Here is a 7065-nt window from a genome sequence, read left to right on the forward strand (position 1 = left end):
GAAATTGGTTCCTGATTTCATTTGCTCGCTGGACGAGGAGCTGCAAAGGCAGCATCTCTTTGATGATCGGGAAAACATCATCCGGTTTAGTTCGGTTTTTTTGATTAAATCTTTTTCTAGATGAGCAATTTAACATTAAAGTAAATTGAGGAGAGAATTGAATGGACAATGATTTTAAAATCAGGCTTACTTCTTCAGAAATTGCACAATTGTGGTCAACCTATATGAACAATAGTATGTCTTTATGCATGCTAAAGTACTTTAAAGAATCTGTCCAAGACACAGAGATCCGTTCTTTTTTAGATTTTCCCATAGAAATTTCAGAGACAGTGTTACATAAGATCACAGACGTTTATAAAAAGGAAGGTCATCCGCTTCCAGTTGCTTTTAATGAAAAAGAAGATGTTAATTTGAATGCACCTGCCCTATACTCCGATGTTTACATTTTGAATTTTGTTCATCATATGTCTAAATATGGCATGACTGCCTACGGTGCTGCTTTTTCTGGCTCTGCCCGTTCAGATGTAGTTGAACTTTTTTCAAATACAATGGAATTGTGTATGGAGCTTTATAAAAAATCTTTAAAATTATTGATGGAAAAAGGGCTCTATCATAGGGTGGCTGCCATTCCAATACCTGATCAAGTTGACTTCGTACAAAAGCAAAGTTACTTAACTGGATGGTTCGGTGAACGCCGTCCTATAAATGCGGCAGAAATTATGAACCTTTATAATGATATTCAAAGAAATGGCATTGGAAAAGCTTTATTACTGGGATTTGGACAAACTGCCGGCTTACAAAAGGTTAGAAATTATATGGTAAAAGGAGCTCAAATTGCAGGTAAAGTAATAGACATTCTTTCACATATATTAATGGAAGAAAATATTACTGAGCCTACAATATGGGATTCTGAAGTCCTGAAGTCAACGGCACCTGTTTTTTCTGATAAATTAATGATGTTCCAGGCCTCTTTGTTGATAAGTGCCTCTTCTGGATATTATGGAACAGCTTTGGGGACATCTGGGCGAAGAGATCTAGGTGCAAAATATTCACGGCTTTTAATGGAAGCTCTTCAATACGCAGAAGACGGTGCAGAGCTCCTTATTGAACATGGCTGGATGGAACAACCCCCTCAATCCCTTGATGAAATAGAAATTGCTAAAACAAAGAAGAACTAGGTTAGATGTGAGTGAAAAAGAAGGTATTGGAAAAATTATTATGGTCCGCAGCCTTCCAGGTTTCGGGCAGTTATTAAATCAAAAATATGTTAAAGGCAAACTGCTCATTTTTCTTGATTTCTTGTAAACATTCAGTCAAATTTCAATGAACCCATCATTACAAGCTTTCATGGTGATACTGCTGCTTCTATTGAGCAAATCAATTTCAAGTGGCTAATGTTTTATCCCTGTTTGTATTTTTTTTCGATGTGGGATGCAGTAAAGGGTGCAAATGGAGAAGGAGACAATCTCCCTTTTTATTTCTTCCTTTTGTCTCTGCTGCATTTTTTATCACTATTGGTTTAATTTATTCCACTGATATAAAAATTTCCGGTGTATTGTTAGGACCTGTTTTTTTACCGATGTTGTTTGTTATACCAGGAGTGATAATTGGATTAATTGTGAAAAAATTTATTACTGCTTTCATAAAATAAGAATGCCTAGCTCTTTTGGTAAGATGAGACACGGGCATTCTTATTTAATTTAATTTAGAGAAACGTTCTTTCATTAATCTTCCTCTTGGATTATGTTTATTTTTTATAGGGTGAAAGAATAAGATGCGCTCACCCTGATAATCTTCTTTTTCAACTGAGATTTATGAAAATATAACAAGGGTTGGCGGTAATATGGGCTGTTCATTTCCGTTCCAGGCACTTCGCTTTCCGCGGGGCGACGCTGAGCCTCCTCCCGCTGCGCGCTGCGGGGTCTCAGCATTGCCGCTGCTTTCCCGCAGGAGTCTACGTGCCTTGCACTCCAATTAACAGGGTTTTTATACTTTGTGTGTGTTTAACAGAACTATCCCATTTGTAAATCACTTGTTGATTTAGATTATTTCGCTTCATACAGGAGGTATGAACTACTTAATAAATTTCCCAATACCAATAATAGTAAATTTAAAGTAAGCTCTGATTGTTCGTCAATTCCTATGTTAAATTAAAATTTCTTACAGCCTCACTGATATAAAGATTTCAGTTGTTCTTTTTATGTCCGAACGGTTTCTAAAAGTGTTTCAGTATTCATTTTTCAGCAACCCTAGGAGAGGATTAATAACAGCATTTGTATAATCTTATTCAACTAAAGCACCCGTTTGTTTAAGTACATTTATTCACAAACTTAAACAATAAATAAAGAGGAACATCCAATTCATATAGATAAAAGCTGCAAGACATAGAAGGTTATGTATCCATGGAATAACATTTACTTGGTTTCTTTAAAACTTCCCCCCACCTTTACTATTCGTTTAGCAGTTACTGCATCTAAAATGACATAACTAAAATTTGGGGCACTATCAACGAAGCTGACACTGCCCGCAATAAGGGTTTGGTACAAAAGCCTTTGATCATACCCTTTAATAGAAAAACTAAAACTCAAGATAATTTTAATCTGTATGATCCTAATAAAACTGAGGTGCTTTTATAAACATGAAGCTTCTCGATAGAAGGAATTTTCAATCTTTTATAGAATTTAATAGGAAAAAAGAAGGGTGTGGGAAAATGAAGAAACTTCTTTCTGCCATACTTTGTATGAGTGTATTACTTTCAATCTTTATCATGGCTCCATCTAAAACGTTAGCAGCTGGAGCATGCTTGACAGACAAATCGGGATTGACTGAATTTAACGGGCTGACTAATGTGGACTTAATGGCTAGATTGGTTTACGCAGAAGCTAGAGGGGAATCATACTCTGGAAAGAAAGCCATTACACAGTTAGTTATGAATAGACAGCATAAAAATATCTCTGAATTTGGCGGGAACACTCTTTCCAGTGTGGTATTAAAATCTCCTGGTGGTTTTGTCGGAATGACTACTTCTTATGCTAGATGCCCTTCAACTTCTGGTTCAGAATGGCTAGATAGTTTGACGGCTGCTACTAATCCTGGTTCTGATTTAATAGGTGACAGTCTATGGTTTAATACTAATTCTCTATTTAGTCAACAAAGCAGAACAGGTTCAACGGGATACTTAGAATATAAGTTCCCGGGAACAAGTAATTATATAAGAGTAATGGAAAAACATGTAGTAGGTGGGCATACATTTTTTAGAGTATACGGATACTAACAAAAAAGAGAGGTGACATTTTTTAACGTCACCTCTCTTTTTTGTTTAATTTGAAGGTACGAACTGCATTTTGCTAACTTGATACTTATTGTCTTTAAACGCATAAGAAATATATAGTTCGCCTATATACCCTCCACTTGGAGAAATAGTGGCTCCAACTATAGCAACTAATTGCTTGTTTATAAATTTATATTTGGTTACACTTCCAAATGCAACCTTTGAAAATAAGTGGCTAGGTTCGATTCCGTACTTATCTAAATTCACTGTTGTCTTTTTATTTTGGACATCAATAGTGACATCAGATTTTGTTAAGGTAGAACGTACATTTTTATTTATTGATGATATAAGGTCTTCTACCTTTTTTTCTACAAATTTTTTGTTTTCTTTGTGTAAGACATGTACATCCTGAATCATTACTTCACTTCCATAACCAGTTGTCAAGATGATTACTATATTGTCACCTTGTCCCTCTTCAATGGAATTAAAGTAAAGTTGTGGACTATATGTGGGGTTTACAACATTAACCCAGCTCGGAAATGATAAAGTATCCTCTTCTAATTGAAGATTAAAGTTGGTTAAGTTCCCTTCTTTTTCGGTAGCCCAAAGTTTTATTCTCGGTTCTGATAAACTTGCCACAAGTTTTTGGGCTGGATTATTAACTGATGCTAAGGGTTCCAAAGGTATTAAGTTCGCCAGAATGAACAAGGCAAATATCATTTTGATAAGTAATTTCACAATTATTATCACCTCACCTATTTTTTCTTATTATTTTTAATTGATATCTTTTTTATCCGTTCTTTTTCTGTTTTCTAAGGTATAAAATTGTATTTCTTAGAATCCTATAGGACTTCCGGTTGGTTCCTCATTGGAATAATGATCCGGCACAGATTACAATCCTACGCTAGAGGAAAGATCCAACTGCATCCCTAATCCATCGGCAAATAAGGAGCAGCTGCCACTATTCTCTTCACTATTCATTGAGCCTTCTTACCCTAAATATATTCAGCTTCTATAGCGATGCTTCCAGTGTTGTTTTGGCCATGTCCCCTTTAGAATAACGGTTTCCGTGCTCAATGGTGTTCGAACGTTCCTGGTCCGTGGCTGTAATATAGCAGCTGCGGGCTGATGGCTGTAGATTGCTTAAGGAACATTGGCCAAGTGATAATCCTACACTTGCGCTTCTACACCAGGTAAAAAAGCTGCAGTGAATAAAACCATTATCGTCTTTAGACCCATTAAAGGATGGTTTCCCTAGTAATCCCTATGAAGTAAGGTTCCTATTTTCTCCACTTTGTCCTCTCTTTAAATAACCTCCCTCAATAAAAGAAGCTGTCCCATATATGGAATTAGTAAAGCTGCCGAAAGAAAACGGCAGCTCTATTCTTTAAACTTCAGTTTAAACTCTTCCTTTGTCCAATTCCCATTTCCTTTTAAGTGAAGATTTTTTGTCTTAACATCATACAATGCATGTTTTTTATAAATCTTTTTCCCATCATCCTTTAAAGAAAAAAAATAGTACACTTGCTGTTCAGGGTTCAGGTCTCTTGTATTCCCGCCAATCTCTCTTTTTAACATATTTCTCCACTCAGAAGGATAGCTGAGCCATTCTTTAGAGTCAAAAACTCTAACTAGGTCTTTTACCAATATGAGTTTTCGAACCTTTAGTTTAGCATCAGGAAATTCCTCATAATCATTTTTATCAAAATTCAGTTCATAAAATTCGCTTACAGTTTGATCTTTAGACTTATTGATTGTATTACCAGAGCCATTGGCCATTACTGTTGGCCCATTCACAATCAATATCAATAAAATTAACATTCCAAAAAGTCTACATTTATACATAAGGGAAAGCCTCCCATTCACTTGGTATCCCTCTATTATCCCCGGACCTCGGAAGCATTATAAATTATTTTTTTTGGTTTTTATACCTTCAAAGATCTGAAGCTAACATAATAACCCTGCCTGGCATCCTTAAAGAAAAAATATTCCTTCTTCAACAATCCTGCCCTTTTATGAAATAAGAGAAGCTACCTGTTTTGGCAGCAGGCTGGAACATAAGCACCTGTTACTTTCAGTTTTAAAAGCCTTGGTCGCTTGTAATTTCAACGCCATTAGGGTCGACAATAGGTGATGAAACGAGACTTTTTACTACTGCTTGTTTGATTGTAACTACTTCTTCAACTTCTGAGCTAATATTATATGAGGTATTTCCGAACAAAGTAAAAAGGTCACTTTCTATTCCAGCCTTTTTTGTTGCCAATTTTAATTCTTTGATTTTTATCTGGTCATTCAAGGAGTCTACTGCGTCTTCATTAGATTGAAGCTCAATTCTAAAATTATATGGTGTTGCAATAAAGGTTCTTCGTTCCCCTTTATCAACTTTCCAATTGAGTTTAGTAGCATTTTCACATATATTCACTTGTTCTTTTTCAGAAACAAAGAAACCAATATGGTCAAACATTATCTTTATTCCGTATCCAAAAGTAATATTTATGGTTCCTCTCCTTGCCTCGATAATACGAAAAAGGATATTTTTCTCCCGAAAGTCATCCCATTTTAAGGGAGGGTTAAACTCTTGAAATTCTCCTTGGTATCTACCTATACGTTGAGATATACGAAAACCATTATCTACATAAAAATTTTCCGTTTCTTCTACATTTGGAGTCCAAAAATGATAATGAAATAGCATAAATACACCTCTTATTAAAACTCAATTGACTTTTTTAAATTACTTAATGGCAAATGTGCTTCATATAATCCTCTGATCACTTATATAACCTCCTTAAATTAAATTTTACTTTCCTATGAAATTGTTACCTCCAGCCTTAGCTTGAATTCCCCTACAACTTTAGATGTAGGATAGGATCCCCTATTCGTTGTTAAACTAACCTCCCTCAATAAAAGAAGCTAAAACGCCGATTTACTCATGTTTTCTTAGAATTTCATAGTTGTTTACCAAACGGTAAATGCCTTTATATCTGGAGTATATATACTTGAAAGGATATTTCTGGACACAATGAGAAAAAAAGAGCTATAACCCACTAATCAACCTCTTACAGAAATTGGTGACTGAGTAAAAATATAACCGCACTGGTGGATGTCCACATCTACTCATGGAGGTCAACCCTCCCATGTCTCACAGAGTCTTCGCTCTCAAATTCCTTCGTCCAACCTTTCCATGAGGTAGATGTCAGCCATGCTGCCCCACAGGGTCCAAGCCCGTAATTTAGTTGCTTTGCCGACTAATCCGTGCTTCAAATGTCTCCAAGAATATAAACCCACAACTACTAATTATCTAAACCAAACTAGAATTAAGCGGCCAATTCTGCCTGCTTTAATAATGCCAAATGAGGGATGTCCTTTAACATCTTTCTTCACTAAATTCAAACTGCTTTTTACCAATGCCAAAGAAGATACGAATCAATTTATTACACAAAGCAATCAGGGACTGCATCTTCTTTAACGGATTATCCGGACGTTGAGTATAGTAGGCATGTAACGACTTAAATCCAGTATTCTTGGCGACGAGAATCATACAGACCCTGAATAACAGGGCCCTGAGTTTCTTTCGGCCTCTTTTTGTGATGGTCGTTTTTCCTTTGTGTTTACCGGAAGTATTTTCTTTTAGGCTTAAGCCAGCCAGCTTGATAATTTGCCGAGGATGATTGTATTCGCCTAAATCCCCTACTTCCGCGAAAAAGCCGGCAATTGTATCCCTGCCCACACCTTTTATCGCTAACATTTGTTGTACGCCTGGTATTTCATCAAGCAGATCGTCTATTTTTGTATCC

At 36.1% G+C, this 7065-nt stretch carries 5 protein-coding genes and 2 pseudogenes; 3 read left to right on the forward strand and 4 right to left on the reverse strand.

Translation table 11 applies throughout. The features are described from left to right. The first annotated feature begins 161 nt into the window (after positions 1–161). The 3 genes and pseudogenes from ACQCVH_RS24275 to ACQCVH_RS24285 all read left to right on the forward strand — a co-directional run bounded on the left by ACQCVH_RS24275 (position 162) and on the right by ACQCVH_RS24285 (position 3274). A complete protein-coding gene (locus ACQCVH_RS24275; RefSeq protein ID WP_426838220.1) occupies positions 162–1178 on the forward strand; it encodes a DUF3231 family protein in 1017 nt (338 codons plus the stop codon). An 11-nt stretch (positions 1179–1189) separates the two neighbouring features. Then, positions 1190–1651: pseudogene (locus ACQCVH_RS24280) on the forward strand (hypothetical protein). Between the two features lie 987 nt (positions 1652–2638). Then, positions 2639–3274, forward strand: coding sequence for a cell wall hydrolase (locus ACQCVH_RS24285; RefSeq protein ID WP_426838222.1), 636 nt, complete (start codon positions 2639–2641; stop codon positions 3272–3274). A gap of 45 nt (positions 3275–3319) precedes the next feature. On the opposite strand, the gene ACQCVH_RS24290 is transcribed toward ACQCVH_RS24285, so the two are convergent. The 4 genes and pseudogenes from ACQCVH_RS24290 to ACQCVH_RS24305 form a co-directional block, all read right to left on the reverse strand. Continuing rightward, positions 3320–4009, reverse strand: coding sequence for a hypothetical protein (locus ACQCVH_RS24290; protein WP_426838223.1), 690 nt, complete (start codon positions 4007–4009; stop codon positions 3320–3322). A gap of 642 nt (positions 4010–4651) precedes the next feature. Next, complete coding sequence (locus tag ACQCVH_RS24295) at positions 4652–5116, reverse strand: hypothetical protein (protein WP_426838224.1); 465 nt, start codon at positions 5114–5116, stop codon at positions 4652–4654. A gap of 235 nt (positions 5117–5351) precedes the next feature. After that, entirely contained in the window at positions 5352–5963 is a 612-nt protein-coding gene (locus ACQCVH_RS24300) for a hypothetical protein (protein WP_426838225.1), read from the reverse strand. A gap of 622 nt (positions 5964–6585) precedes the next feature. Beyond that, positions 6586–7065, reverse strand: a pseudogene (locus ACQCVH_RS24305) (transposase); the annotation flags it as partial.

The organism is Bacillus infantis (assembly GCF_050107595.1).
GTDB classification, from domain to species: Bacteria; Bacillota; Bacilli; order Bacillales; family Cytobacillaceae; genus Bacillus_AB; species Bacillus_AB infantis_C.

Bases quoted from the DNA above. Each gene is read 5' to 3' on its own strand.
- ACQCVH_RS24275 (WP_426838220.1), top strand. From the start codon at position 162: ATGGACAATGATTTTAAAATCAGGCTTACTTCTTCAGAAATTGCACAA.
- ACQCVH_RS24285 (WP_426838222.1), top strand. From the start codon at position 2,639: ATGAAGCTTCTCGATAGAAGGAATTTTCAATCTTTTATAGAATTTAAT.
- ACQCVH_RS24295 (WP_426838224.1), bottom strand. From the start codon at position 5,116: ATGTATAAATGTAGACTTTTTGGAATGTTAATTTTATTGATATTGATT.
- ACQCVH_RS24300 (WP_426838225.1), bottom strand. From the start codon at position 5,963: ATGCTATTTCATTATCATTTTTGGACTCCAAATGTAGAAGAAACGGAA.